Annotated in this window: 22 protein-coding genes and 1 pseudogene; 9 read left to right on the top strand and 14 right to left on the bottom strand. The window is 35.4% G+C overall.

The genetic code is table 11. From position 1 onward, the window contains the following. Positions 1-45 precede the first annotated feature (45 nt). Positions 46-756 (bottom strand): trehalose operon repressor, encoded by a 711-nt coding sequence (gene treR, locus JFT89_RS20945; RefSeq protein WP_002063767.1) that lies wholly within the window; start codon positions 754-756, stop codon positions 46-48. 451 nt (positions 757-1207) lie between these two features. Between treR and JFT89_RS20940 the strand changes: the two genes are divergently transcribed. Then, positions 1208-2605 carry an amino acid permease gene (locus JFT89_RS20940; protein WP_002063766.1) on the top strand — a complete coding sequence of 466 codons (1398 nt, stop codon included), beginning with the start codon at positions 1208-1210 and terminating at the stop codon, positions 2603-2605. A gap of 30 nt (positions 2606-2635) precedes the next feature. On the opposite strand, the gene JFT89_RS20935 is transcribed toward JFT89_RS20940, so the two are convergent. Further along, positions 2636-4339 carry a putative bifunctional diguanylate cyclase/phosphodiesterase gene (locus JFT89_RS20935; protein ID WP_016097215.1) on the bottom strand — a complete coding sequence of 568 codons (1704 nt, stop codon included), beginning with the start codon at positions 4337-4339 and terminating at the stop codon, positions 2636-2638. Between the two features lie 730 nt (positions 4340-5069). After that, positions 5070-5393: a hypothetical protein gene (locus JFT89_RS20930; RefSeq protein ID WP_016097214.1), complete on the bottom strand. Its 324-nt coding sequence runs from the start codon at positions 5391-5393 to the stop codon at positions 5070-5072. A gap of 343 nt (positions 5394-5736) precedes the next feature. On the opposite strand from JFT89_RS20930, the gene JFT89_RS20925 reads away from it, so the two are divergent. The 3 genes from JFT89_RS20925 to JFT89_RS20915 all read left to right on the top strand — a co-directional run bounded on the left by JFT89_RS20925 (position 5737) and on the right by JFT89_RS20915 (position 10174). Continuing rightward, positions 5737-7266 carry a cardiolipin synthase gene (locus JFT89_RS20925; RefSeq protein WP_002063763.1) on the top strand — a complete coding sequence of 510 codons (1530 nt, stop codon included), beginning with the start codon at positions 5737-5739 and terminating at the stop codon, positions 7264-7266. Positions 7267-7393: 127 nt separating this feature from the next. Beyond that, positions 7394-8287 carry an ATP-binding protein gene (locus JFT89_RS20920; RefSeq protein ID WP_000892986.1) on the top strand — a complete coding sequence of 298 codons (894 nt, stop codon included), beginning with the start codon at positions 7394-7396 and terminating at the stop codon, positions 8285-8287. A 3-nt stretch (positions 8288-8290) separates the two neighbouring features. Then, positions 8291-10174, top strand: coding sequence for a vWA domain-containing protein (locus tag JFT89_RS20915; RefSeq protein ID WP_002063762.1), 1884 nt, complete (start codon positions 8291-8293; stop codon positions 10172-10174). A 40-nt stretch (positions 10175-10214) separates the two neighbouring features. Here JFT89_RS20915 and JFT89_RS20910 read toward each other — a convergent pair whose 3' ends face one another. Genes JFT89_RS20910 through JFT89_RS20900 form a run of 3 tightly spaced genes read right to left on the bottom strand, consistent with a single transcriptional unit; the run spans position 10215 to position 12898 of the window. Then, a complete protein-coding gene (locus JFT89_RS20910) occupies positions 10215-10637 on the bottom strand; it encodes an NUDIX hydrolase (RefSeq protein WP_002063761.1) in 423 nt (140 codons plus the stop codon). Between the two features lie 60 nt (positions 10638-10697). Then, entirely contained in the window at positions 10698-11663 is a 966-nt protein-coding gene (locus JFT89_RS20905; protein WP_033708778.1) for an L-threonine 3-dehydrogenase, read from the bottom strand. Positions 11664-11707: 44 nt separating this feature from the next. Then, on the bottom strand, positions 11708-12898 hold the full coding sequence (locus JFT89_RS20900) for a glycine C-acetyltransferase (protein WP_016097211.1): 1191 nt from the start codon (positions 12896-12898) through the stop codon (positions 11708-11710). Between the two features lie 212 nt (positions 12899-13110). On the opposite strand from JFT89_RS20900, the pseudogene JFT89_RS20895 reads away from it, so the two are divergent. After that, a pseudogene (locus tag JFT89_RS20895) lies at positions 13111-13842 on the top strand (class I SAM-dependent methyltransferase). Between the two features lie 183 nt (positions 13843-14025). On the opposite strand, the gene JFT89_RS20890 reads toward JFT89_RS20895, so the two are convergent. Genes JFT89_RS20890 through JFT89_RS20880 form a run of 3 tightly spaced genes read right to left on the bottom strand, consistent with a single transcriptional unit; the run spans position 14026 to position 16919 of the window. Next, on the bottom strand, positions 14026-14847 hold the full coding sequence (locus JFT89_RS20890; RefSeq protein ID WP_002167083.1) for an ABC transporter ATP-binding protein: 822 nt from the start codon (positions 14845-14847) through the stop codon (positions 14026-14028). Positions 14848-14859: 12 nt separating this feature from the next. Next, the gene (locus JFT89_RS20885; RefSeq protein ID WP_002125167.1) at positions 14860-15918 is read right to left on the bottom strand and encodes a FecCD family ABC transporter permease; all 1059 of its coding nucleotides are present in this window, start codon (positions 15916-15918) and stop codon (positions 14860-14862) included. After that, positions 15915-16919: a FecCD family ABC transporter permease gene (locus tag JFT89_RS20880; RefSeq protein WP_002010489.1), complete on the bottom strand. Its 1005-nt coding sequence runs from the start codon at positions 16917-16919 to the stop codon at positions 15915-15917. Before JFT89_RS20880 ends, JFT89_RS20885 begins: the two co-directional genes overlap by 4 nt. 172 nt (positions 16920-17091) lie before the next feature. Here JFT89_RS20880 and JFT89_RS20875 point away from each other — a divergent pair, with 172 nt between their 5' ends. Both JFT89_RS20875 and JFT89_RS20870 read left to right on the top strand, forming a co-directional pair. Further along, on the top strand, positions 17092-18060 hold the full coding sequence (locus tag JFT89_RS20875) for an ABC transporter substrate-binding protein (protein WP_033706380.1): 969 nt from the start codon (positions 17092-17094) through the stop codon (positions 18058-18060). Between the two features lie 379 nt (positions 18061-18439). Further along, positions 18440-19789 carry a peptide MFS transporter gene (locus tag JFT89_RS20870; protein ID WP_002063757.1) on the top strand — a complete coding sequence of 450 codons (1350 nt, stop codon included), beginning with the start codon at positions 18440-18442 and terminating at the stop codon, positions 19787-19789. 42 nt (positions 19790-19831) lie between these two features. Here the strand turns inward: JFT89_RS20870 and JFT89_RS20865 are convergent, their stop codons facing one another. Together JFT89_RS20865 and JFT89_RS20860 are read right to left on the bottom strand one after the other, a co-directional pair. Next, a complete protein-coding gene (locus JFT89_RS20865; protein WP_002063756.1) occupies positions 19832-20011 on the bottom strand; it encodes an acid-soluble spore protein H in 180 nt (59 codons plus the stop codon). A 208-nt stretch (positions 20012-20219) separates the two neighbouring features. Next, the gene (locus JFT89_RS20860; protein ID WP_001075217.1) at positions 20220-20507 is read right to left on the bottom strand and encodes an ArsR/SmtB family transcription factor; all 288 of its coding nucleotides are present in this window, start codon (positions 20505-20507) and stop codon (positions 20220-20222) included. Positions 20508-20894: 387 nt separating this feature from the next. Here JFT89_RS20860 and JFT89_RS20855 point away from each other — a divergent pair, with 387 nt between their 5' ends. Then, entirely contained in the window at positions 20895-21434 is a 540-nt protein-coding gene (locus tag JFT89_RS20855; protein WP_307838615.1) for a redoxin domain-containing protein, read from the top strand. Between the two features lie 203 nt (positions 21435-21637). Then, entirely contained in the window at positions 21638-23257 is a 1620-nt protein-coding gene (locus tag JFT89_RS20850) for a lactate permease LctP family transporter (protein WP_002029741.1), read from the top strand. 37 nt (positions 23258-23294) lie between these two features. Here the strand turns inward: JFT89_RS20850 and aspA are convergent, their stop codons facing one another. From aspA to gloA2, 3 genes are all read right to left on the bottom strand, one after another. Next, the gene (aspA, locus tag JFT89_RS20845; protein WP_002010496.1) at positions 23295-24728 is read right to left on the bottom strand and encodes an aspartate ammonia-lyase; all 1434 of its coding nucleotides are present in this window, start codon (positions 24726-24728) and stop codon (positions 23295-23297) included. A 181-nt stretch (positions 24729-24909) separates the two neighbouring features. Then, on the bottom strand, positions 24910-26208 hold the full coding sequence (locus tag JFT89_RS20840; RefSeq protein ID WP_002063753.1) for a hemolysin family protein: 1299 nt from the start codon (positions 26206-26208) through the stop codon (positions 24910-24912). 110 nt (positions 26209-26318) lie between these two features. Then, positions 26319-26705, bottom strand: a complete 387-nt coding sequence (gloA2, locus tag JFT89_RS20835; RefSeq protein WP_002063752.1) for an SMU1112c/YaeR family gloxylase I-like metalloprotein — start codon at positions 26703-26705, stop codon at positions 26319-26321. Positions 26706-26750 lie beyond the last annotated feature (45 nt).

Genomic DNA, 26750 nt, shown 5'->3' with positions numbered 1-26750 from the left:
TTTTTTATAAATAAAGAGATGGAACGATTATTTCGCTCCATCTCTTTATTTTCTTCGCGCCACATCCGAAAAGTGAAAAATATCTAAGCGGTGACGTGATTCCGTATATTCGAACTGACTCCCATCGTATAAATGAGTAAAGTTTTTTACAACGACAACATAGTCTGTTCCATTTAAATCTAAATACTTTCGGTCATCATCTGTACATGGCTGTACTTCAATTACCCTCTGTGAATAGCTAATATGTAGTCCTAATTCTTTTTCGATGTATTTATAAATCGATGCAGTTGCAATTTCTCTCGTTAATCCTGGAATATATTCCGATACAAAATGGTTTATATCTAAAATTACTTTTTCTCCATCAATATTTCGTACGCGTTTAATATGATCTATTTCCGTTTTTTCTTTCACATTTAATAACTTTGCTACATCTTTCGTCGCTTTCATTTTCTCTATTTCCACGACTTCTGTAATACAGTAACGTCCTAAACGTTCATTTTCTTCTTGAAAACTTACAATACCACCAAAGTTAAATTCAATGTTTTTGCGCTTTAATACAAAAACACCTTTTCCGTGTATTTTTTGAACATATCCACGCTCTTGCAATAAATCTACAGCTTTTCTTACAGTACCCCGGCTTGCCTCGTACTGCTTCATTAATTCCGTTTCTGATGGAATTTTGCATCCTTCTTTTAATTGTTTATTATCAATAGACTTGCTGATTTCTGTATAAATTTGTTCATACTTACTCATCATCTACAATAGCCCCTTGTCACCTTCTAATTCTATATGTATTATACCACGCTATACTCTTCTGCCAATCTCTCACTTATTTTCCAGTACAAGAAAACTATGGGTAAATATTTAGTCCCTAAAACGTATTTTTATAAATTTTTTAATATTTTTCTTTTCATTCAAAAAAACATATAGTATACTAACTTCAAAATCAGAGGAGAAAGGGAGCAAAGAACTATGCTTACTTATACAACAATTGTAGTTACATTTGCACAAAAACATCATCATCATACTTAACCCTTGAAACCTAGCGGAAAAATTACGCGTAGGTACAAGGGTTATTCCCGTTGTACCTACGCTTTGGCAAAGAGCCATGTAGGTATTTTTTATCTACATGGCTCTTTTTTTATTGCCAAAAATGCTAGTAAAAAATGATGTTTAAGCAAAACTTACTACAAAGGAGTTAACAAAAATGGAAACGAAAAAATGGGGATTATGGATTTTAACAGCTTTTGTTATCGGGAATATGGTTGGCGGTGGCGTATTTATGCTCCCAGCAAATTTAGCACACGTATCAGGTCCAATGGGATCTACACTGGCATGGAGTATTACAGGACTTGGTGTATTTATGATTGCACTCGTATTTGGAAATTTAGCAATTCGTAAACCAGAATTAAAAGCAGGACCACAAAGTTACGCCCAAGCAATGTTTACTTCTCAAAAGACAGGTAAAGTTGCAGGATATAGTATGGCTTGGGGATACTGGGCTGCTAACTGGGCTGCTACAGCATCTGTAATTATTTCCTTTGCAGGATATTTATCAACATTCTTCCCAGTTTTACAAAGTAAGCAAATTCTCTTTTCAACAAACGGATTTTCATTAGAACTTGGAAAAGCTTTAACCTTCATAGTATGTAGTATGATGCTATGGGGAATTCAATATATTCTTTCTCAAAATATTGATAGAGCCGGAAATATGAACCTTCTTGCAACAATCGCAAAAATCATCGGATTTACAATGTTTATTGTAATCACATTATTCATTTTCAATGCCTCTAATTTCGGGGACGGTCAAACATTTATGAATGAAGCTGGACAACCTATTTCGTTGGGTGGACAAATAAATTCCGCTGCTATTGCAACACTTTGGGCGTTTATCGGTATTGAGTCAGCAGTTATGCTCTCTAACCGTGCAAAATCTCAGCACGATGTTAAGAAAGCTACGATTTTCGGATTAATCATCGCTCTTCTTATTTACATGGCAATTACTCTACTAACAATGGGCGCTCTTCCACAAGACGCTTTAAAAGAGTCTCAAAAACCATTAGTAGATGCATTAAATTTAGCAATTGGTACTAAAGGTGCTTATATAATGGCCTTACTTGCACTCGTATCTTTATTCGGCTCTACTGTAGGATGGATCGTTGTTAGCTCAGAAGTACCTTACCAGGCTGCTAAAAATGGACTTTTCCCTAAGTTTTTCAGTAAAACAAATAAAAAAGGTAGTCCTTCAAAATCATTATTTATTACAAATGTGATGACGCAAATTTTCTTATTCTCAACGATTTCTGGTACTGTTTCAGAAGCATATAATTTCGCTATTGTTGTAGCGACATTAGCATATTTAATCCCGTACCTTGTTTCTACCTTGTATCAGTTAAAATTAGTTATTACGGGGGAAACGTATGATATAATGCCTGGATCTCGAGTAAAAGATGGAATCATTACTGCATTAGCATTTTTATATTCCATATGGGTTATTAAAACGGGAACTGCTGATTTAAAAACATTCTTCTTAGGCATTGGTTTGTTTGTATTAGGTCTTATTCTTTATCCAGTTTTAATGAAAGATTCACAAAAAAAACAATAAAAAAGAGAAGCTTTTCGCTTCTCTTTTTTATTAAAAATCAGTTAATAACTTTTCTTTTAGTTCCCCTATATCTAACGGTTTCGCATAATAAAAACCTTGTACAAAGTCGCAACTCATTGATTTTAATAAACTTTCTTGTTCTACCGTTTCTACCCCTTCAGCAACCACTAATAAATTTAAACTATGGGCGATTTCAATAACCGATTTTACAATCGTTCGCTCTGGTTGTGCATGATCATAATGAAACTCACGAATAAAATTACGATCAATTTTCACAATATCAAGTGGTAGTTGTTTTAAATAATATAATGAGGAATACCCTGTTCCGAAATCGTCTAAAGCGATTAAAATTCCCATACTTCTTAATTCTTGTAATGTAGCAATAATATAATCAAAATGACGTACAGCTATACTTTCTGTTATTTCTAATATTAAACGATTTGGCGGAAACCCTGTTCGCTTCAATATACTACGAACAGATAAAATAAATCGCTTTTGCATCAATTGTTGTATTGATAAATTAACAGATAACTTCAGTCCCTCTTGATAATCTGGTAAAGTTTTAAACAGTCGACATGACTTTTCTAGTACCCAGTCTCCTAGTTTTATAATAAGTCCACACTCTTCAGCTACAGGGATAAATTCACTTGGGGAAATAGGACCTTCTTCTGTCTTACAGCGTACTAAAGCCTCAATACCAGTACATTTCTTTGTTTTCAAATCAATAATGGGCTGTAATGCCACTTTTAATTCTTCGTCACGAATCGCTTTTTGCAAAGCAAATTCTATTTTCATTCTACGGTTTATTTTCGCACGTAATTCATCTGTAAAGAAGCACGCCGCATTTCTTCCTTGCTCTTTCGCACTATACATGGCTAAATCTGAATTTTTTAATAACGTTTCAACGTCTTTTCCATCTTGCGGATAGGAACAAAGTCCTAGACTAGCTGAAATATATACTTCATGACCTTCAAGCATAAATGGCGCTTGAAAGCATGACAACACGGATGTCGCTAACTGCCTCATCTCATCATGTGTATGAGTTTTTGTTAACAGTACAAATTCGTCGCCACCAAGCCTAGCTAGAACATCTTTCTCTCCTAGCACATAATGCAACCGTGAAGCAACTTCGCTTAAAAGTAAATCTCCTATCATATGACCTAACGTATCATTCACTAATTTAAAACGATCTAAATCAAAGTAAATCATGCCAAACTCTATTTTCTCTGCAATCATCTTATTTACAGTCGTAATTAACTGTAAACGGTTCGGTAAACTTGTTAACCCATCATGATAAGCAAGTTCCCTATAACGACTTTCGCTTAATCGTAATCTTTGTTCTGCTTCTTTCCTACTACTTATATCATTTCGAATTGCAATAAATTGATAAGGTTCTCCCTTTTCATTTAAAAATGGAACAATTGTTGTTTTAACCCAATAATACGTACCATCTTTTGCTTGATTTCGAATTTCCCCCGTCCAGACTTTTCCACTCAAAATACGCTTCCATAGGATTTGAAAAAATGCTTTCGGATGATACCCGGAATTTAAAATACGGTGATCTTTTCCTATTAACTCTTCTCTTTTATATTTTGAGATTTTACAAAATTTATCATTCACATATGTAATAAGACCATTTCGGTCTGTAATAGCAACAATTGAAGACTCATCTAATGCTAATTTTAAATCTTGCAATGAAGAGTCATATAATGCATGACCTCTTTGTTCTAGCATGCGCACCTCTCCTTGCTTCCTATCTGACTAAAACACAACTCGTTTCTCTTCATAGAAATAGAGATATTTCATTTTCTAACAATACGCCTTTACATAAAATGCAACTTTAATCAGTGGGGGGGGTGTCCATCCCCCACTGATTATTAGCCTTCACCAATCGGGCTTTTATCTCCCACCTAACTTTCTCACATTCACCGAATTTTGAGGTGGGAGTCTTACTGCCCGTTAATGCGGGATAAATCACAATTTTTTTCTAAGTAGGCCGATTAAAATAACATAATATTATTTATAAAAAAAAGCAATATGGTGCTGTTTTAATTATAGTAGAAGCTTCTCATCTCTCTACTTATCTAAGCTTATTATACAGTATTCTCTTACATTCTTTGAATTTGTAGAGTGACAATTTCATCACTATTAGCCTCTGCTCCCTACTAATACGACCTCACACCTAACCTCTTTTATTTCATTAAATGTTAAGATGTAAATCTAACTGCCGATACATAATGAAATAGAGATTGATATACAAAATGCAACGATTCACGAATAATAATATAAAGTGAAACTTTAATCAGCGGGGGTTTTACTGCCCACAAATAGCGGGATAAAGCCAAAATTTGCATTTAACATATTGAATTATAATAACAAAATATTAACATATTTTCACCTTGTTTTTGGAAATATTTTATAAATAAAGTATTAAACTAAAAAAGAGGATATCCTCTTTTTTAGTTTAATACTGATATGGTATTTGCTGATAACCCGGGTATGGCATTGGATATGGTGCTGGATATGTTACTGGGTACGGTGCTGGATAGTAGCCTCCACCTGCTGCACCCGTTAATGCGCCAGCTGTAAGCCCACCTAACATGCCTCCAGCAAAACTTCCTGGGAAAAATCCGCCGCCCCACGAGCCGCCACCCCAGCCCCATCCACCACCGTGATGATGATGATGATCATAATGATTGTGCCCACCATGGTGATTATGTCCGCCATTATGATGGTGCCCTCCATGATTATGACGATAATACAATCCGTTATTTTCTATATAATTCATTTTTTCCCTCTCCTTTCCATTTCTTCACCTTAATAAGAAGAATTCGCGTAATATGGATAACCATATCCTGGGCTTCATAATGCACCTGCTACAAATCCAGAAAAGAAACCTCATTCCCTTTCCTATATAAGGGGCAAGGTTTTTGTCCCTCCTACACTGATCATTAACCAGCAAATAGCGGGATAACAACGTAACAATATACTGTATGTAGGACAAATGCGGAAAGTATAGGACAAATGTCTATATTTTGTAAAAAAACAAAACACTTTATAATAAGGATGTCAGATTATATCTTCTATTTAAGAAGTCTATATTTAAGAAAGATTAGAGGAATTATATAGAAATGAAGAAACCTATCGTTCAATTATTATTAATATTTACAATCGTATCTATCGTTCTTTTCCTATTAAATACATCGGTTATTTCGTTATATACGTTTGTTGGTGCTCTATGGTCCATCACAATCGTAGGAATTTCATTCGTTATTTTTATCGAAAATAGATCACCCCAAAGCACCTTAGCGTGGTTTTTAGTATTAGCACTTCTTCCTGTTGTAGGTGTACTTTTATACTCTATTTTCGGGCGTAGCCGTTGGAGAAGAAAAAAACATCTTCATCGTTCAGAAGAACAAAGAAAATTATTCCGCGAAATATTAGAAGGAAGACGACTAGAATTATCACTCACAGTCCCATTACATGAACGTTCTATACATTTAACAGAAGTCGTACAAAAATTCGGAGGCGGGCCTGCCGCAGATAGAACGACAACAAAACTTTTAACAAACGGTGATCAAACCTTTTCAGAAATTTTGAACGCAATCGAGAATGCAAAACATCACATACATATTCAATACTATATTTATAAATCTGATGAGATTGGTAAAAAAGTACGCGATGCTTTAATACAAAAAGCAAAAGATGGTGTTATTGTACGCTTCCTTTATGATGGACTCGGAAGTAATACGTTAAGACGACGATTTTTACAACCTATGAAAAAAGCTGGAATTGAAATTGTCGAATTTGACCCTATTTTTTCAGCTTGGTTACTCGAGACAGTTAATTATCGTAATCACCGTAAAATCGTCATTGTAGATGGAGAAATTGGTTTTACCGGAGGGCTCAACGTCGGTGATGAATATCTTGGTCGCTCAAAAAAATTCCCTGTTTGGCGTGATAGTCATTTAAAAATAGAAGGAAAAGCATTGTATAAATTACAAGCCATCTTTCTAGAAGATTGGCTTTATGCGTCTAGTGGATTGAATACTTATTCTTGGGATCAATTTATGAATAGACAATACTTCCCAGGAAAAGAAATTCCGGATGCAGAAGGTGCGGTGCAAATTGTAGCAAGTGGACCAAGCTCAGATGATAAAAGTATTCGTAATACATTACTAGCTGTTATGGCCTCAGCCAAAAAATCTATTTGGATCGCTACACCATACTTTATTCCGGATCAAGAAACTTTAACATTATTACGCTTAAGTGCAATATCCGGCATAGATGTACGTATTTTATATCCAGGTAAAAGTGATAGTATTATTAGCGATCAAGCATCTCAATCCTATTTCACTCCACTTTTAAAAGCTGGTGCTTCTATTTACAGTTATAAAGATGGATTTATGCATGCAAAAATTGTACTCGTTGATGATACGATCGCAACAATTGGAACAGCAAATATGGATGTACGTAGCTTTGAATTGAATTATGAAATTATTAGCGTACTATATGAATCAGAAACCGTTCATGATATTAAACATGATTTTGAAGAAGACTTTAAACACTCCACTGAAATTAAATGGAACTCGTTCCAAAAAAGAAGTATCAAAAAAAGAATATTAGAGTCCTTTATGCGACTCATTTCTCCTTTACTATAAGCAATCAATGTGATATTGATTGCTTTTTCTTTTATATTTCCCCCTTCTCCTTTTCTTTGCATACCATATTAAAACAAGTTATCATAAGATGTATTACTTTATGAAAATAATGTTAGGTGGGAAATACATGTTAGAACAATTTCATATACATTCTGATTTAAAACAGCAGCTTTCTACAATTCACGAAAAGAATAAACAAGAAGCTGGTGAAAATGCACATTTAATTGGCAAGAAAATATATAAAGCATCTGATAACAGCATTATTGAAGATGCCATTACAGCACTTTTACTTGGTAAAAACATTCTATTAAAAGGGCCAACTGGTAGTGGTAAAACGGTACTAGCAGAAACTCTTTCTTCTTTATTCCAAAAACCAATGCATAGTATTAACTGTTCTGTCGATTTAGATGTGGAAGGTATTTTAGGATACAACACATTACAAACGAAAGACGGCGCATCTGAAGTTACGTTCGTTAACGGTCCTCTTATGAAGGCAATGAAAAACGGTCATTTCCTTTATATTGATGAAATCAATATGGCAAAACCTGAAACGTTACCACTTCTTCATGGTGCGTTAGATTACCGTAAAATGATTACAAACCCATTTACACAAGAGGTTGTATACGGTGATGACGAATATCGCGTAATTGCTGCGATTAACGAAGGTTACGTTGGGACAAGTGAACTAAACGAAGCGTTAAAAAACCGTTTCGTTATTATTGAAGTTCCTTACATTCAAGGTGATACATTAAAAGAGCTATTACTATCTGAATCAAAATTAAATGATGTTGCAACAATTGAAAAGTTCGTTGCATTCGCAAGCGATCTTATGCCTTTAGCTCGTGATGGGCGCGTAAGTGAAGAGGCAGCTAGTATTCGTGGCATTATCGATGCATGTGATTTAGGTGTATATATTCCTGTTATGCGTGCAATTGAACGTAGTATTATCGCAAAATTAAACGATGAAACAGAACAAATGACTGTCCGTGAATTAGCAGAAAGTTATTTCTTTGAGGGATAATTCATGAGACAAATTTTTAGTGACAAAAAAATTGATGCGTCGCTGTTTCTACAAATGGAAAACTTAATGTATGCTCTTCTAAAAGAAGACGATGCCTATCTTGAGTATGGCTATAAAGCATACTACGACGAAATTGAAAAAAAGGTTGTCATTAGTCACTTTTGGGATGATCGAAAAGAAGAGGATACAGTAATCGGATTAAAAAGCGAAGTGTTCTTAAAGGCACTTGGTAATAAACATTACTCGGACATGACTTTAATTCGTTCTTATGCGATTGAGTTACAAGAATCGCCTCTAAAAAAGTTTTTAACACAATTATTTGTTCTATTAGAAGATTTACGTGTTGAGGAAATCGTCAAAAATTTACGTCCTGGCACAAAACATATTTTTAAACGCCGAAAAGAAATGTATCGCAATTACTTTGGCTCACAAAATGAAATAAATCGTGTTCGTAACTATCACGGTGATCGTCTATTTTGTCTATGCTATCTTTCATTAACGAGTGATAAATATGAAATGTTTAATAATGAATATTTCGAGCAAATTGAATCAATTTTGCATGAAACATTCCAAGCTCGTAATACGGAAGATATTATGTATATTGTTGAGAAAATTCGCTATCGTTTAGAAGGACTTCTTGAAAGTGATATGCTTAATAATTATTTCGGACATGCACCGCTTTATTTATCTGTTATTACAGATGAGAAAGACAGTCGCGCTGAAAAATTAGCAAATGATGATACGCAGCTCCTAGATGACGATGATAACAAAAACAAAATGGATGAAAGCTTCTCGACATGGCACCGTGAAAATAAAAACAATGAAAACGAGAACTTTTTACGCTTTGATTTAGAAAGCGGAACAAAAACAAATATGATGGGTGATACTGCTCGTGAATCAGAAGATGGTGACCAAGCACTTGGTTCTGTACAAGGTACTTCCCAAAAAAGTACACAATCTAACTTTGATGGTGCTGATACAGAGGAAGCAAGAGCGTCTCATGCTTCTAGCCAAAACGACGGTGCATACGGCAAGTATAATGTGGGAGCTTCTCATACATTTAAAGAAGCTCGCAAATCGAATCCTGATGAGAAAAAAGATTACCAAGCTATCAAATCAGTCGTTAATAAAGATGTAAAAGAATTAAAGAAAATTATCGAAAAAACAATTGAAAACAAAACGAATGCAAACAGTGATAAATATTACGGAAGGCTTCGTAAGAAATTCCTTCGTATTTATACTGAAAAGCAGCCGCGTATGTTTTATAAAAAAGGACAAGAATCACAAGAGCTCGACGTTGCATTCCAACTATTAGTGGACTGCTCTGGTTCTATGTATAACAAAATGGAAGAAACGAAGAAGAGTGTGGTCCTATTCCATGAAGCTTTAAAATCTTTAAAAATCCCGCACGCTATTAGTGGATTTTGGGAAGATGCTTCTAGTGCTAAACCTGAAGATAAACCGAACGTTATCCATGAAGTTGTTACGTATAAAAACTCAACGTTACCAAACGTCGGTCCAGAAATTATGCAACTTCGCGAAGAAGAAGATAACCGCGACGGGTATATTATTCGTATCGTTTCCGAAAAGCTTGCGAAAAGACCAGAAAAACATAAATTCTTACTTGTCTTTACAGACGGTGAACCTTCTGCACTAGACTATCAACAAGACGGAATTTTAGATACGCACGAAGCAGTCAAACTTGCTCGTAAAAGTGGTATGGAAGTAATCGGCATCTTTATCGAAGAAGGCGAAGCGAAAGAAGCGACTTATCAACTAATGAAAAACATTTATAACCATCACTTCTTAGTTGCAAATCATGCTGAAGATTTACGCCTGAAGATTAAACCATTGTTGAAGAAACTATTACTGAAGACGATTGAATAGAAAAACAGGAGCCACGAGGCTCCTGTTTTTCTTCGTTAACTTACTTTGTTTCTGGTTGAAACTTGTATAGAATGGAAACTTCTAATAATAATTCGAACCCTCCATCATAGTATGGGAATCGCTCATTCGCGATTTTTCTATCTACCCACTCGATTGCGGAAATTTCTCCTTCATCTTCTGCACGAAGTTCACCTGTTACTACATTTGCTCGGAATGTAAAAAATAATGCATGATGTCCTTTCTCTTCAAAAAACTTCTCATTTAATGCGACAAGTCCACTGAATACGGCAGTTAAACCTGTCTCTTCTTTCACTTCTCTTACTAGTGCTTCCTCTAATATTTCACCTTTTTCAACAGCCCCGCCTGGCAATGACCAAACGTTTTGTTCTATATTATGTACCATTAATATTTTATCTTTTTCGCTATCGTGTATTAATGCATATACAACATCAACTCTTTGCATGTTGCTTTTCTCCCTTCCTAAAATAATTAAGAGCCAATTCCTAAGAATCGGCTCTTCCTATTAATTCATTACTAACTCAGATGCGAGCTTTTTTTTTAACTTAGCCAGCATATCAGTTGTCATTTTGTCTAAATCATATTCTGCTTTAAAGCCCCACTCTTTCATTGCTGCTGTTGCATCAATAGAGTTCGGCCAGCTATCAGCGATTGTTTGACGAGCTGGATCTACTGCGTAATCCATTGTAAAGTTCGGAATGTGTTTACGGATTGATGCTGCAATTTGCTCTGGTTCAAAGCTCATTGCTGTAATGTTAAACGCATTTCTATGAACTAGTTTATTTGGATCAGCTTCCATTAATGAGATGATTGCTTGTAAAGCATCTGGCATATACATCATGTCCATGTATGTTCCTTCTGCAATGTATGAGGTGTATGTACCTTTTTTAATCGCCTCATAATAAATTTCAACTGCATAGTCAGTTGTTCCGCCTCCTGGAGGAGCTACGTAAGAAATTAAGCCTGGGAAACGTACACCGCGCGTATCAACGCCAAACTTTTGATGATAATAATCACATAATAATTCTCCTGCTACTTTGTTTACCCCATACATCGTAGTAGGACGCTGAATTGTATCTTGTGGTGTATTATCTTTTGGCGTTGATGGACCAAATGCACCGATAGAACTTGGCGTGAAAAACTTACAGTTTAATTCACGTGCTGCTTCTAATGCATTTACAAGTCCGCCCATATTTAAATTCCAAGCAAATAACGGATTTTTTTCTGCAGTTGCTGAAAGTAAAGCCGCTAAATGAATAATTGTATCTACTTCATTACGCTTTGCAATATCATGTAATTTTTGTCCATCTGTTACATCTAACGTTTCAAATGGACCAGACGTTACTACTTCACTATCTGTTTCACGAATATCAGTTGCAATAACGTTCGATGCGCCGTATACATCACGAAGTTTCATTACTAGTTCAGAACCAATTTGCCCTAAAGAACCGGTTACTAGAATTTTTTTCATTTTCCCCACTCCTCATTTGCAAGCTATTCAAAAGATGTCGTTACTTAAATGATACCCATTTCTTTCCCTACTCTTTCATACTTACGAATTGCTTCATCTAGCATTTCTTTCGTATGAGCTGCTGTAGGCATATTACGAACGCGTCCCATTCCTTTTGCTACAGTTGGGAATACGATAGATTTTGCGTAAACGCCTTCTTCATTTAGACGTTTACTAAATTCTTGTGTTAATACTTCATCACCAATAATACAAGGCGTAATTGGTGTCTCACTTTCTCCAATGTTAAAGCCAAGTTCTTTTAACCCTTGTTTTAAATAGCGACCATTTTCCCATAAACGATCGTGTAACTCTGTGCTTTCCATTAGAATTTCAATTGATCTCATACAAGCAGCTGCATCAGCTGGTGTTAAAGCTGTTGAGAATAAGAATGGACGTGAACGCACTTTTAACCAATCGATTAAGTTTTGTTTCCCAGCTACATATCCACCAATTACCCCAATTGCTTTTGATAATGTACCAATTTGGAAATCAACTTTATCAGAAAGGCCGAAATGTTTTACAGTACCTGCACCTTTGCCAAGTACACCTGAACCGTGTGCATCATCTACATATGTCATTAAATCCAGCTCTTCTGCAATTTCAACAATCTCTGGTAATTTTGCAATATCTCCATCCATTGAGAAAACACCGTCTGTAATAACCATTAATTTATTATAAAGACCTGATTCTTTTGCCTCGATTGCTTTTTTGCGTAAATCTTCCATATCAGAATGCTTATAAACGATGATTTTCGCTCTTGATAGACGACTACCATCAATAATAGATGCATGGTTTAATTCATCTGAAAGAATCGCATCATTTTTATCCATAACAGCTGAAATCGCTGCCATATTACAGTTAAATCCTGATTGATAAGCAATTGCTGCTTCTGTATGTTTAAACTTTGCAATTGTTTCTTCTAATTTAATATGCAAATCTAAAGTACCGTTAATTGTACGAACAGCTCCTGCTCCAACGCCGTACTTATGAATTGCACCAATTGCTGCTTCTTGTAAGCGATTATCAGTCGCTAATCCAAGGTAGTTGTTTGAAGATAAGTTAATATATTCTTTTCCGCCAATTGTAATAATCGGTCCATTTGGACTTTCAAGCGGATCAATTACGTTATAAAGCCCCTTTGATTTTAAATCCTCTAAATTTTCTTCTAAAAAGTTTGCAAGTGTTTTACTAGACATCGTGAAGCCTCCCATCGTTCATGTAAGCGGATTATTATCTTAATAGTTCTAATAATCCCTCTACTAGCTTAACACGTTTTCAGAATTTATTATAGAAAAATAGTTTAAAGAAACCGCTTACAATTTTAGATTATATATGATTCATTACAAGAAATCTATCATTTACTTTTCATATTTGATAGAATTAAAAAAATATTTAGGCGGCTTTTAAAATGGCATTTACTGAATCTGATGTATATAATAACGAATCGTTTTTAGAGCAATATATGTAGCGAAGATATCGAGAAAATAGTCCAAACGAATCCCTTGAAAAACCAGCATTCTTTCAGCTCATTGGCAATGTAACAGGAAAACAAACCCTCGATTTAGGTTGTGGTGATGCTAAATTCGGCGAAGAATTATTAGAACATGGATGCCACTCTTACACTGGTATTGAAGGCTCCGAGCTTATGTATGAAAAAGCTAAAAAACAACTAGAAAATAAAAATGGCACCGTTCATTTTTTAAACCTCAAAGACTACACATACCCTCCTTCTACTTTTGATTTAGTAACATCTAGACTTGCCTTACATTATATTGAACACCTTGATATCATTTTTCGAAATGTGTTTCAAACTTTAAAAACAAACGGAACCTTCACCTTTAGCGTTCAACATCCCGTTATTACCTCTTCATTTGAAAGCTTGCAAACGAGTGGTAAAAGAACTAGTTGGCTCGTCGATGATTATTTCAAAACAGGAAAACGAGTTGAGCCATGGATTGATCAAGAAGTTATTAAATATCACCGGACTACGGAAGAATATTTTACATTATTACAACAAGCCGGATTTACGATTACAAACTTAAAAGAAGCTACACCAAATCGAAACTGTTTTCAAGATGAAGAAGAATATGAACGACGTTTACGTATTCCCCTTTTTCTATTATTTTCTTGCCGAAAATAAAGTGAAACTTTAATCAGTGGGGGATGTTCATCCCCCACTGATTATTAGCCCGCACCAATCGGGCTTTTACAGGCAGTTGATCCCCCAACCAGCTTCTTTGCTTTCGCTGAATTTTGAGATGGGGATCTTACTGCCCGTTAATGCGGGGTAAAAAAGACGATGAATCCTCATCGTCTTTTTTCGTTATCTCATCGCCTGAACAGCCTCTTTAAGTACACGTCTTCCTCTTCCATGCGGGATACAGAGCGGTGTCCCAAATAACGGATCAGCGCTTATTTGACACTCCATACGGAATACATCCCGAACTAACTTCTGGTCAATAACTTCTTCTGGTTTACCTTGCGCATATATTTGTTTATCTTGAATAGCTACAATGTTGTCTGCATAACGACATGCCAAATTTAAATCGTGCAATACCATAACAATCGTTCTTTGCTCTGTTTCATTTAATTCGAATAATAAATCTAACACTTCAATTTGGTGCGTCATATCTAAATATGTAGTCGGTTCATCAAGCAAAATAATATCTGTATCTTGTGCAAGGGTCATTGCAATCCAAGCACGTTGACGTTGTCCACCTGAAAGGGCATGAACATCACGCTCAGCAAATTCTGTCATACCCGTTGCTGCAAGCGCTTTTTGTACCATTTCCTCATCTTTTTCGGACCATTGCTTCAGCCATGTTTGATATGGATAACGTCCTTGCTTTACAAGTTGTAATACCGTAAGTCCTTCCGGTGCTTGTGGCCCTTGCGGTAAAATCGCCATTTGACGAGCGATTTGCTTCGTTTGCATACTTTGAATTGCTTGATTATCTAACAAAATGTCACCGGTTGTTGGCTTTAATAATCTAGCTAGTGAACGTAATAAAGTTGATTTCCCACAACCGTTAGAACCGATGAAGATTGTAATTTCCCCTTTTGGAATTTCTAAATTCAGCTCATCAATAATAATCGTTTCACCATACGACAGCGTCAAGCGTTTCGTCTCCAATGCTTTTTGCATATTCATCTCCCTTTATGAATTCCGACTTTTATAAAGTAAATAAATAAAATAAGGTGCACCAATTGCTGATGTAAATACCCCTGCTGGAATTTCAAGCGGTGTGAAAACTGTACGCCCAATTAAATCTGCAGCTAGTACTAGAATTGCACCGATAATCGCCGCAACTGGGAGCAATGCACCGTAGAAAGAGCCAACTAATCTTCGCGAAATATGAGGTGCCATTAAACCAACAAATCCAATTCCTCCTGCAAAGGCAACTGCCCCGCCAATTAAAGCTGTACTAAGTAACAACATAAATACACGCGACTTCGTTAAAGGAACACCAAGTCCCACTGCTATATCATCCCCTAGCTCTTGTGCATTTAAATGTCTCGCAGCGATAAATGATATTGTCGTTAAAATGAGAACCCACGGCGCAAGTACCATAACATTTTGCCATGAAGAACCGTAAACAGTACCTGTGATCCATACATTCGCTTGACTTGCTTGATAAATTGGTGCTAACAACATAAATAAAGTTGTTGCTGCTTTCGTTAATGCCCAAAATCCAACACCAATTAAAACAAGACTAATCGGTGATAATCCATCATTTTTCCAGGCAAATAAATATACAAAAAACGCTACAATTGTTGCCCCAGCAAAAGCTGCTAGCGGCATATAATGAATGCTTACTGTTAACGCATTGTTTTTATCACTAAATATAGCTAAAAAGAGTACAACTGCAACACTTGCCCCGCCCGTAATTCCGATGATATCAGGAGAAGCAAGTGGGTTTCGAACGAGCCCTTGTAAAATACAGCCCGCTACCGCAAGCGCAATTCCTACGAGGATAGCAATTAAAATACGCGGCATACGAAATTTATTTACAACCATATTTGACATCGCATCACCATTTCCGGTAATCGCTTGCCATACGTCATAAGGAGCAATTTTCATATCCCCCATACCTGCACTCGCAAAAAATAATCCTATTAAAACAACTAGTAAACTCAATAAGACGAGACAAGCTCGTTTATACATTAAAAACGAGAGCTCGCCTTTTCCAATACGAAACGGAATATACTTCTTCATTTGCTAAGCCCTCTCTTACGTGCAATATAAATAAAGAATGGGGCCCCGATAAATGCTGTCATAACCCCTACTGGTACTTCTTGTGGCATAATGACATATCTTGCTGCTATATCAGCCAAGATTAATAGTATTGCACCTAACAATCCGCTATAGGGTACTCTCCATCTGTGATCTACCCCAACAAGAGCTCTTGCGAAATGAGGAGTAACGATGCCAATAAATCCAATTGGACCAGCAACCGCAACTGAACCACCAGACAACAGTACAATAATAAGTAACACGAATGATTTCATTAAAATCGTTCGTTGTCCGAGCCCCTTTGCGACATCTTCCCCCATCATTAATGTATTTACTTTCCCTGCCATCATAAAAGATGCAATCCAGCCTATTAATAAATACGGGAATACTGATTGTAAAATCTCTAACTTTCTTCCTTGCACAGATCCGGCAAGCCAAAATAACACTTCTTCAAATGCTTTTTCATTTAATACAAGTAACCCTTGTGTTAATGATGAAAATAAAGCGCTTATCGCTACACCTGCTAATGTTAACTTAAGAGGCGTTGTCCCTTCTTTTCCTAAAGAACTAGAGGCAAATACAAGTACTGCTGCAACTGCCGCTCCTAAAAAGGCAATCCATGTAAAAGCTGATAATGATGTCACGGAAAAGAGTACAATTGCTACAACTATAAAGAACGCAGCGCCTGAATTTAATCCAATAAAATCTGGAGAAGCAAGCGGATTCTTTGTTAAAGTTTGCATCAAACAACCCGCAATGGCTAAACTAGCACCAACACTTGCTGCAATTAACGCCCTTGGTAGACGCACATTTTGAATAATAATATGCTCATTTGAACCATTAAAATGGAAAAAAGCATCTAAAGCTAATTTCCAGCTCGTATTTGTATATCCGAAAATAATACTTCCCCAAATACAAATAACGACTGCAACGATTCCAACAAATAATCCAATCCATTTTGCTTGATTTGTTTTTAATAACATGCAGCGTTTCCCCTTCAATGTATAATGATACGTTGTAAGTGTATTTCAACTTAATTCTCATTGTCAACGATAATGAGAACTATTTTCAGTACTATATATTGACAATCAAAAGATAAAGGCTTAATATCATGCTTGCTATTGAAAAATATTCTCAACATGTAGGGGGTACATAATGAATTTCATGCAAAAGAAATCGTTTACAGTATTTGTATTTCTACTAGCTTTTTCACTTCTTTTAAGTGCTTGTGGAAAATCAAATAACAAAGAAGAATCAACAAAAAAAGATAATAAAAAAGAAATGATTACCGTTGAACACGCAATGGGTAAAACAGAAGTTCCTGCTAATCCAAAACGTGTAGTTATTTTAACGAATGAAGGAACTGAAGCTTTACTTGAATTAGGTGTGAAACCCGTTGGTGCTGTAAAGTCTTGGACTGGTGATCCGTGGTATCCACATATTAAGGACAAAATGAAAGATGTAAAAGTTGTTGGCGACGAAGGACAAGTTAACGTTGAAACGATTGCTTCTTTAAAACCAGACTTAATTATCGGTAACAAAATGCGTCACGAAAAAGTGTACGAGCAACTAAAAGCAATCGCACCTACTGTGTTCTCTGAAACATTACGCGGTGAATGGAAAGATAACTTCACATTTTATGCAAAGGCTTTAAATAAAGAAAAAGAAGGTCAAAAGGTTTTAGCTGATTACGAAAAACGTATGAAAGATTTGAAAGGCCAACTTGGCGATAAAGTAAATCAAGAAATTTCTATGGTACGTTTTATGCCTGGTGATGTTCGTATTTATCATGGCGATACATTCTCTGGTGTTATTTTAAAAGAACTTGGATTTAAACGTCCTGGAGATCAAAACAAAGATGATTTCGCAGAACGCAATGTATCTAAAGAGCGTATTTCTGCAATGGATGGTGATGTATTATTCTACTTCACATTCGATAAAGGCAACGAGAAAAAAGGTTCTGAACTAGAAAAAGAATATATAAACGATCCTCTATTTAAAAACTTAAATGCAGTAAAGAATGGAAAAGCATACAAAGTTGACGATGTTATTTGGAATACAGCTGGTGGTGTAATCGCCGCTAACTTACTACTAGATGATATTGAAAAACGCTTTGTTAAATAATTTTATTCTAACCAGCTCCCTCTTTTATGGAGCTGGTTTTTTCATTTCACTGAAGTGTCACATTATTTCATTTTGTATTTTTATTCCCGATATGTTATATTATAAAAGTAAATATAGTTTATTTTCTCTATATCAGAATAAATATTCTAATCTAAATTTTCTGATTTATCACTATTTTACTTTCTTTTAGAATTCAATTACTACATTTGAAAACGCTTATTATCTTGTTTTCAGGGAAAACTACAATAACAGTTGAAGAAAAATAGATTTTTTCAGAAACTTTCTTGCTATTTCCATATAATTCTATTGACTTCTAAATATTTTGTGAATTAAAATAATTACATAAATATCCGTTATACAGGATTAGGGGGAAACAAACATGGATGCAGCTTTAAAATTAGACAAAGCTGGAGAGCAACAATCACCAAAAAAACATCCACCAGGATTATATTTGTTGTTCTTTACAGAAGCATGGGAAAGATTTAGTTATTACGGAATGCGTGGCTTATTAGTTCTTTATTTAACAACGAGCTTAGTAAGTGGCGGTTTAGGATTTGATAAAGCAGTTGCAGTTCAAATTTACGGTATTTTCACAATGCTTGTATATTTCACACCGATTATTGGTGGCTGGTTAACTGACCATTTCATTACGAAACGACATGCCATTACCATCGGCGGTATCATTATGGCGATTGGTAACTTCGTACTATTTTCAATGAACACGAAAACTGGACTATTTTTAGGATTAGGATTATTAGTTATCGGTAACGGATTCTTCAAACCAAATATCTCGACTTTACTAGGTCAATTATATAGCGACAACGATTCTCGTCGTGATAGTGCCTTCACTATCTTCTACATGGGAATTAACTTAGGAGCTCTTATCGCTCCATTCATTTGTGGTTACTTCACAGATTATAGATACGGTTTCTTAACAGCTTGTATCGGTATGATTATTGGACAGATTGCCTTTAATTTCTTAGCACCTCGTTACTTAGGGTCTATCGGAACAACTGTTGTCGGTAAAAAGTCTAAAGAAAAAAATGCAAAAGCAATTGAGAAAAAACCTTTAACAACACAAGAGAAAAAACGTACTACTGCAATTTTAATTTTAACTTGTTTCGTTGTATTCTTCTGGGCAGGATTTGAACAAGCTGGTAGTTCTTTAACACTTTACACAGATAAGTTCGTAGATCGTACAATTGGTGGATTTACAATTCCAACACCTTGGTTCCAATCTGTAAACCCATTATTCATTATCTTATTAGCATTACCAGTTTCTGCATTATGGATTAAACTTTCAAAAACCAAAAATGGGGATTTAAAAATCCCTACAAAAATGGCTTTTGGTATGATTTTACTAGGAATCGGGTACTTAGTTTTAACTTTAGCTGTTCTAAAAACTGGTAGCGATGAAGGTAACATTACAATGAAAGCAAACTTACTATTCATTGTATTCACTTACATGTTCCACACAATCGGTGAACTATTCTTATCACCAATTGGATTATCTATGGTAAGTGCAATAGCTCCTCTTAAATTAGCATCATTATTAATGGGTGTATGGTTAGCTGGTACTGGCTTGGCAAACTTATTAGCAGGACAATTAGCTGCTTTCACTCAATCTTTAGGATATTTAGAAGTATTCGCAAGCATCGGTGTTATCGTAATCGTGCTAGGATTAGTACTTCTTATGTTCTCTAAGAAAATTGCACATATGATGGAATAGTAAATAAAAAAGACGCTTCTACAATTAGAAGCGTCTTTTCTATTACTTCTCCTCTAAAGCCGTCACATCCACGTGAACGCTTTCTCCAGGATTAGATACATCATATACTTGAGCAACTCCGCTCTGCTCGTCACAGCTCTCAATCCATACTGGTACGCCTTCATATGTAACATCAATTCTACTTGAAGAAGATAATATCTGTTTCACACGTTTTACATCCATTATATTGTTCCTCCTTTGGCTTACAACACTCCTTTCTATCTTTTCATATCCCTTCAGAATATATTCCGTCAATTTAGCACTTCAACCGATAGTTTGTTTCTTTCTAACGCGCTAATATATACGCTCTCAAATCTTCCTATTATTAGACCCTTTCCAAATAAAAAAAGACGTATATTTCACACGTCTTTTTTTCCATAATATTCAAAAATTAAGAAAATAATGTTTTTACTACTTCACTTACTTTATCGTTATGAATTTGATAATACACTTCTAACCCGCGTCTCTCAAAGCGTACTACTTTATTTTGCTTTAATTTCGTTAAATGCTGCGAAACAGTTGATTGCGGAATTTCTAATACCTCTTGTAATTGTGTTACATTACATGTTCCACGCTGCATTAGTTCCATTACTAAACGTAGACGAAGTGGATGAGCTAATGCTCTTAACATCTGTACGTCTTCTTCTGAAATACGACAGTCAAATTGGTTTTGGTTCATAAAGTTCCCCTCATTTTCGTTTTTATTTTCTTTATTATTTATTTATATATCTGTTCTTATATTTCCTGTTACGACATAACTTTATCAACCTATAATGCTGAAAAATTTTTCCTCCTTTTATCAGCACACAGTTCAGGAAAAAATCCCTGCTGATTTTGAATATTATACTATATGATATAAAGAAAAAGCAAAACAAAGGGATAGTAATACTTTGCTTACAAATGTTGATTTATCAGCCTTTTTGTTATATTTTCACCTTACTGAAATGTACAGTAATGATATTGTAAAATACCGTCCATAATTGATAACCTATCGTAAAGTAATTTGACCATATTTAACCACTTTGTTACGATGAAAAGGAAATTTAAGTAAGGAGGATGATGTAATATTAAAAAATGGTTTATTATTTCGTTAATTAGCATTGCGGTTGGCTGGACTATTATCGATCACTTCCTATTAGACAACAAAGAAGATATAGCTTCAAAATCAAACACCCCCATTGGAACTGAAGTTGGCAATGTTGCCCGCAATTTCCTTCTAGAAACAACCACTGGTCAAGAAGTTCGTCTTACAGACTATAAAGGAAAAAAAGTAATATTGAATTTTTGGGCAAGCTGGTGTGGTCCATGCAAAATAGAAATGCCTGATATGGAAAAGTTTTATCACGATACTAAAGATATGGGGATTGAAATTGTTGCTGTAAATGCGACAGCTACTGAAAAAGACCCGAACAATGTAAAACAATTTCTTGAAGAAAACAAATATACCTTCCCCGTCCTATTAGATCAGAAAGGACAGGCAAGTGCTGCATATCAAATTATCAGTATTCCAACATCTTTTGTCATCGATTCAAACGGTGTCATTCAATATAAACATGTAGGACCAATGACATATGAAAAAATGAAAGAATATGTCAATAATTTATAAAAGCGTAATCAAATCAATTTGATTACGCTTTTTGTCTACTTTATGAACAAAATGTTACTTTTAATACTATTATGGAATAATTATACTTTTTCACGTTGACAATAGTGTTGAAGGAGAATATACTAAGCATGTAAGTTGATTGTGAATAGTTTCACAAATAATGTGAATTTCTTCACATATAATAGATAGGAGTTGTCATTATTATGAGTACTTGGACACAAATTTATGACCCATTAAACAATATTTGGTTATCTGCACTAATCGCAGCACTCCCAATTTTTTGCTTCATTATTTGTTTAGTGGGATTCAAAATGAAAGGTTACATGGCTGGGCTTTATAGTGTGATCGTCGCTATTATTCTTGCTATATTTGTTTATAAAATGCCCGCAACTGTAGCTGTAGCATCTGCCGGATTCGGTGTTTTATCTGGATTTTATCCAATTTGTACTATCGTTATCGCAGCTATCTTCCTTTACAAATTAACTGTTAAAACAGAACAATTCAATGTCATTCGTGATAGCATTTCAAGTATTACAAATGATCAGCGTTTACAAGTATTATTAATCGCTTATTCTTTCGGTGCTTTCTTAGAAGGCGCAGCTGGTTTCGGTGTTCCAGTTGCTATTACAGCTGCATTACTTGTAGGTATGGGCTTTAATCCATTAAAAGCAGCAGGTATTTGCTTAGTAGCTAATATCGCTGGTGGTGCTATGGGTGCTATGGGTATTCCAGTTACAGTACCTGCACAATTAACTGGGCTAGATGCATTAACTGTCGGTCGTCAAGCTGTTTACATTTTGCCATTCATTAGCATTGTTTTACCGTTCTTACTTGTTTCAATGGTAGATGGATTTAAAGGCATTAAAGAAACTTGGCAAGGTATTCTTGTAAGTGGTGTTTCTTTCGCAATTACTCAGTTCCTTGTGACTTACTTCTTAGGCGCTGAACTTACTAATATTTTCGCAGCAGTCGTAAGTATGGTCGCTCTTACATTATTCTTACGTGTTTGGCAACCAAAATCTTCTGCTAAAGAAGAAAAACAAGAAGAAAAAGAATCTCATACATTCAATCAAATTTTATATGCTTGGTCCCCATTCGTATTCTTAACTGCATTTGTAACAATCTTTAATTTAAAACCAATTAAAGCTTTATTTGCTCCGGATGGTCCATTGGCAAACTTAGTATTTAACATTCAATTCCCTGGTCTTCATAATGCGGTTATGAAAACTGCACCAATTACAAAGGCTGATACACCTTTCGCAGCGATTTTCAAACTAGATGTATTCTCTTCTACAACTACTGCGATTGTATTAGCAATCATCGTTTCACTTATCGTCTACCGTGTAAACGGCAAAATGATTAAAGAATTAATGATCGAAACAATAAAAGAACTAAAAGTTCCAGTATATACAATTTGTAGCGTTATCGCTTTAGCTTACGTAGAAAACTACTCTGGTATGTCATCTACACTTGGACTTGCATTCTCTTCTACAGGAAATGCATTCCCAGTTCTTTCTCCAATCTTAGGATGGATTGGCGTATTCATTACAGGTTCAGTCGTATCAAGTGGTTCATTATTCGCACCACTTCAAGCAGTAACTGCCGATCAGTTAAACATCGTACCCTCTACTCTCGTTTCATTAAACGTAGTTGGTGGTACAATCGCAAAAATGGTTTCACCACAATCTGTAGCAGTTGCTTGTGCAGCAGTTGGACTAGTTGGTCAAGAATCTGCTCTATTTAAAATAGTAATGAAATATAGTTTAATCTTCTTAGCTATTATTAGCTTACTTCAACTTAACTCTGTATTTAATATCTTCTAAAAAAAGCACCGATCCAAATGGATCGGTGCTTTTTACATTACATTTTTTTATTCTTTAATAAAGAAGCACCAGCAATTTCGGGATGCGTCATTTCATATGGATCCAAAATAATATCAAGCTCTTCTGCTGTAAGTACACCATGTTCTAAACATAGCTCCCTAACAGATTTTCCTGTCGCAATTGCTTCACGTGCAATGCGAGAAGCTGCTTCATAACCAATATGAGGATTCACTGCTGTAATAACTCCAACACTTTTTTCAACATATTGCTTAAGCAACTCTTCATTCGCTGTAATTCCTTTAATACAATATTCACGGAATACACGGAATCCATTGTTCATAATACTGATGGATTGAATTAAATTAAATACTAATACCGGTTCCATTACATTTAACTCTAATTGGCCAGCTTCTGACGCTAAGCAAATTGTATGGTCATTTCCAATTACTTGGAAAGCAACTTGGTTAATTACTTCTGCCATAACTGGATTTACTTTACCCGGCATAATAGATGAACCTGGTTGACGAGCTGGTAATTGAATTTCCGCCAACCCAACACGTGGACCAGACGCCATAATACGAAGGTCATTTGCAATTTTAGACATATTCATCATACATACTTTTAGTGCTGCAGATACTTCTGTATATGCATCTGTGTTTTGCGTCGCATCAACTAAGTGCTCTGCACCAACAAGAGGGAAACCACTAAAAGTTCGTAAATGCTTCACAACTTGTTCTATATAAGTAGGGTTTGCATTTAATCCCGTACCGACAGCTGTCGCACCCATATTAACTTCGTATAAATGTTGACGAGACTGTTTAATTCTTTTTATATCACGCTCTAGCACTCTGCTATATGCTTCAAATTCTTGTCCAAGGCGAATTGGAACTGCATCTTGCAAATGCGTACGCCCCATTTTAATAACGTGATCAAACTCTTTTGCTTTATCATGAAAAGCAGAGTGAAGTTCTTCCATTGTAACAAGAAGTTCTTCCAGCATCATAAGAGTTGCTATATGAATCCCAGTTGGGAACGCATCATTTGTTGATTGGGCCATGTTCACATGAGTGTTTGGGCTAATTTTCGCATATTCACCTTTTTCGTATCCCATACGTTCCAAGGCTCTATTTGCAATTACTTCATTAGTATTCATATTAATTGAAGTACCTGCTCCGCCTTGAATCGGGTCTACGATAAATTGATCATGGAACTTTCCATCAACAATCTCTTGTGCCGCTTCTGCAATTTCTTGTCCGATATCTTTAGCTAAGTAACCTGTATCTATATTCGCAAGCGCTGCCGCTTTTTTTACAATTGCCATTGCCGTAATGAGTGACGGATGAATGCGGTATCCTGTAATAGGAAAGTTTTCTACGGCACGTAATGTTTGTACACCATAATAAGCTACACTCGGTACTTCCTTTTCACCTAAAAAATCTTTTTCTATACGTATATCCTTCGTTGCTATCATTTTTCATCACCTATACTTTTCATTCTAAATCCTTATCTAAAGAATTCGCCCTATAAAATACGAGTATCATTAAATGAATTCTTCAGTATCCACTTTCACTATATAGCACCTTTTTTGAAAGCGCAAACATTTATTTTTCTATATATACTTTTTATTAAAGTTTATATAATAGAAAATCCATTCATTCTTCTACTTTCTTTATTTCAACTCGCTTAATTTGATGCATATCCTTTTCAAGAACTTTAAAAGAAAAGCCGTGTTTTTCAATAATATCTCCTTCAGCAACGATTTGCTTTTGTACCATAATCCAGCCACCAATTGTATCTACATCATCAGCGATTAAGTGTATGCCAAATAAATCATTTACTTCACTAATAAGCACTTTTCCCTCTACAATTTTACACCCTTCACTTATATGCTCTATAGGCGGGTGTTCATCTTCATCGTATTCATCTCGGATTTCTCCAACTATTTCTTCTAAAATATCTTCTAGTGTAACGATCCCCGCTGTACCACCATATTCATCATATAATACAGCTAATGGAATTCGTTTTCTTTGCATTTGTAATAGCAAATCATGAATAGGGATATTTTCTAACACTTCAATAACTGGCCTTGTATATGGCGTAATCGAGCACCCCTCGTCTCGATTACCATCCATATAACGAATAAATAAATCCTTTACATTAACCATCCCAATAATTTCATCTTTATCTTCACCAAATACGGGATATCTCGTGTACTTTTCTTGTGCGATTATTTTAATATGTGTTTCAAATGGTTCGTCCTCATATAAACCTACAACTTCCGTACGAGGTACCATAATTTCCTTTGCGACTCTATTATCGAATTCAAAAATATTATTTACATATTTAAATTCCCTTTGATTAATCTCTCCACTCTCATAACTCTCAGATAAGATTAATCGTAATTCTTCCTCCGAATGAGCTACTTCATGTTCAGAAGCCGGATGTAATCCGAATAACCCTGTTACAAGCCTTGCAGAACCATTTAAAGCCCAAATAAACGGATACATTACTCGGTAAAAGTAAATAATTGGCTTCGATAATAATAAGCTAACTTGCTCTGCCCTTTGTATAGCGAGCGTCTTCGGAGCAAGTTCACCAATGACAACATGTAAAAACGTAATAACTGCAAAGGCAATAATAAATGAAACTGTACTTGCAATTGCAGGAGATAAGTGTAGTTTTAAAAACAACGGCTCGAGTATATGTTTTATAGTGGGCTCTCCTAACCACCCAAGCCCTAAAGCAGTAATTGTAATACCTAACTGACATGCTGATAAATACTCATCTAAATTCGAAGTTACTTTTTTAGCTGCCAATGCTCCTCGTCGTTTTTCACTAACGAGTTGATCAATACGACTGCTACGCACCTTTATGATTGCAAACTCTACAGCTACAAAGAAACCTGTTAGCGCAATAAGAACAGCTACCATCAATAATTTTAAAATATCCACATATGTCCTTTAGCTCTTCTTAGCTAAAGTTACACCTCCTTTAAATAAAGAAGTTTCACTTTAGTTTCTTCATTTACTTGAAAGCAACCCTATATAAAATTCACCAATTTTCAAACCTCATACAATTCTAAAGGTAAACCGTCAGGGTCTTGGAAAAAGACGAATTTTTTTCCCGTTATCTCATCGACACGTATCAATTCCGTCTCAACATCGCATCGGTTTAAATGTTTAACAGCTTCTTCTATATCAGTAACTGCAAAAGCTAAATGTCTAAGTCCAGCAGCCTCTGGAAAACTTGCGCGGTCAGGCGGACTTGGAAATGAAAATAATTCTATTTGATACTCTTCTCCTACACATAAATCTACCTTATAAGAATCTCGTTCCTTTCTATATACTTCATTTATCGCTTTAAAACCTAATATTCGTGTATAAAAATCCTTTGACACTTCATAATTTGAACAAATAATTGCAACGTGATGTACTTTACATATATTCATGATTTCTCTATTCCTTTCTTTACCAAAGATGCATATTCTCCCTTG

Source organism: Bacillus sp. TH25 (genome assembly GCF_016650935.1).
GTDB lineage: Bacteria > Bacillota > Bacilli > Bacillales > Bacillaceae_G > Bacillus_A > Bacillus_A mycoides.
Note: the sequence above shows the minus strand (reverse complement) of the source record. Positions and strands in the feature narration are given on the sequence as shown.

What these genes read in the sequence shown, in the direction of transcription:
- treR (WP_002063767.1), bottom strand. Translation starts at nt 756, where the DNA reads ATGATGAGTAAGTATGAACAAATTTATACAGAAATCAGCAAGTCTATT.
- JFT89_RS20940 (WP_002063766.1), top strand. Translation starts at nt 1,208, where the DNA reads ATGGAAACGAAAAAATGGGGATTATGGATTTTAACAGCTTTTGTTATC.
- JFT89_RS20935 (WP_016097215.1), bottom strand. Translation starts at nt 4,339, where the DNA reads ATGCTAGAACAAAGAGGTCATGCATTATATGACTCTTCATTGCAAGAT.
- JFT89_RS20930 (WP_016097214.1), bottom strand. Translation starts at nt 5,393, where the DNA reads ATGAATTATATAGAAAATAACGGATTGTATTATCGTCATAATCATGGA.
- JFT89_RS20925 (WP_002063763.1), top strand. Translation starts at nt 5,737, where the DNA reads ATGAAGAAACCTATCGTTCAATTATTATTAATATTTACAATCGTATCT.
- JFT89_RS20920 (WP_000892986.1), top strand. Translation starts at nt 7,394, where the DNA reads ATGTTAGAACAATTTCATATACATTCTGATTTAAAACAGCAGCTTTCT.
- JFT89_RS20915 (WP_002063762.1), top strand. Translation starts at nt 8,291, where the DNA reads ATGAGACAAATTTTTAGTGACAAAAAAATTGATGCGTCGCTGTTTCTA.
- JFT89_RS20910 (WP_002063761.1), bottom strand. Translation starts at nt 10,637, where the DNA reads ATGCAAAGAGTTGATGTTGTATATGCATTAATACACGATAGCGAAAAA.
- JFT89_RS20905 (WP_033708778.1), bottom strand. Translation starts at nt 11,663, where the DNA reads ATGAAAAAAATTCTAGTAACCGGTTCTTTAGGGCAAATTGGTTCTGAA.
- JFT89_RS20900 (WP_016097211.1), bottom strand. Translation starts at nt 12,898, where the DNA reads ATGTCTAGTAAAACACTTGCAAACTTTTTAGAAGAAAATTTAGAGGAT.
- JFT89_RS20890 (WP_002167083.1), bottom strand. Translation starts at nt 14,847, where the DNA reads ATGCAAAAAGCATTGGAGACGAAACGCTTGACGCTGTCGTATGGTGAA.
- JFT89_RS20885 (WP_002125167.1), bottom strand. Translation starts at nt 15,918, where the DNA reads ATGAAGAAGTATATTCCGTTTCGTATTGGAAAAGGCGAGCTCTCGTTT.
- JFT89_RS20880 (WP_002010489.1), bottom strand. Translation starts at nt 16,919, where the DNA reads ATGTTATTAAAAACAAATCAAGCAAAATGGATTGGATTATTTGTTGGA.
- JFT89_RS20875 (WP_033706380.1), top strand. Translation starts at nt 17,092, where the DNA reads ATGAATTTCATGCAAAAGAAATCGTTTACAGTATTTGTATTTCTACTA.
- JFT89_RS20870 (WP_002063757.1), top strand. Translation starts at nt 18,440, where the DNA reads ATGGATGCAGCTTTAAAATTAGACAAAGCTGGAGAGCAACAATCACCA.
- JFT89_RS20865 (WP_002063756.1), bottom strand. Translation starts at nt 20,011, where the DNA reads ATGGATGTAAAACGTGTGAAACAGATATTATCTTCTTCAAGTAGAATT.
- JFT89_RS20860 (WP_001075217.1), bottom strand. Translation starts at nt 20,507, where the DNA reads ATGAACCAAAACCAATTTGACTGTCGTATTTCAGAAGAAGACGTACAG.
- JFT89_RS20850 (WP_002029741.1), top strand. Translation starts at nt 21,638, where the DNA reads ATGAGTACTTGGACACAAATTTATGACCCATTAAACAATATTTGGTTA.
- aspA (WP_002010496.1), bottom strand. Translation starts at nt 24,728, where the DNA reads ATGATAGCAACGAAGGATATACGTATAGAAAAAGATTTTTTAGGTGAA.
- gloA2 (WP_002063752.1), bottom strand. Translation starts at nt 26,705, where the DNA reads ATGAATATATGTAAAGTACATCACGTTGCAATTATTTGTTCAAATTAT.